The organism is Buttiauxella sp. S19-1, from assembly GCF_022134725.1.
Lineage (GTDB): Bacteria > Pseudomonadota > Gammaproteobacteria > Enterobacterales > Enterobacteriaceae > Buttiauxella > Buttiauxella ferragutiae.
On sequence record NZ_JAHWLU010000260.1, the window covers coordinates 1 to 936 of the forward strand.

Consider the following 936-nt stretch of genomic DNA (forward strand, 5'->3'; position numbering starts at 1 on the left):
GTATTACTTGATAAAAAAACTATTTTCATATCGTTTATGACCGAGCATTTATATAGAATATCACACCAGGACTGATTTGGGGCAATTATATAGTGAAAACCACTTTACCATTCAATAACAAGTGTATGAGCAAACAAAATTCAGCATCATTAAATAATAATCATTAATTTCCTATAAATTCATTAATAACAAAAAAAAACACTCAACCTTGACAATAAATAGAGTAATGCTACCTGCAGCAAGAAAAATAGCCTGTGAACAGCACGATTATGCAGAGTATTTACAATAGTTTCATACCCGTTAGCGCTGTCTGCAAAGAATAATATCGTACGCATGCGAATGTCAGCAGGTGATTATATTCAGAGCAGAACCAATCCGTCCCGAATCTCCGCAATGAAAACCATTGCTTAGATGAAAGTTAATGGCAAAGTCATAATTAGCAAAGGGCTGCTAACATTAGTGAACTATGAAAAACTCGAAGGTCGACAAAAATATCATGCAAGGCAAAATGCAACTTGAAATTATTATGTTTTTTTAAATCGGGCCAATGTATACTTAAAATTTGCATGTAGATAATAGAAAAATATATATTATTTACTTCAAAACAGTTTTAGATGTAATTTAAAATGACCTATACTAGAATATAGAAAAAATTCCAATAGGTTGACAATTCCATGGAAACCAAATTAAAAAAACATTGTTTGGCTACTATTTCTCATCTGCCTTTTTATCTAATGATGATCATCATATTGGTGTTCAATAACCATCCCCTCCGCAACACTGGCCGCATGTCTAGCTCGTGGATGAAAGGTCGATACTGGAGCGACAGGTGGCGCCACATACACAGTTTGAGGTACACTAATAGCTTGTGAGACAGTTACAGAAGAAGGAACAATAACAACTTTGTATCCACTCGGAACATCCACTGTTATACTT

At 34.1% G+C, this 936-nt stretch carries 1 protein-coding gene; it reads right to left on the reverse strand.

Annotated elements, in window-relative coordinates; translation table 11 throughout:
* Positions 1-731: 731 nt before the first annotated feature.
* Positions 732-936, reverse strand: a 205-nt coding sequence (locus MES37_RS24460) for a hypothetical protein (protein ID WP_237932834.1), incomplete at its 5' end; no start/stop codon positions are given.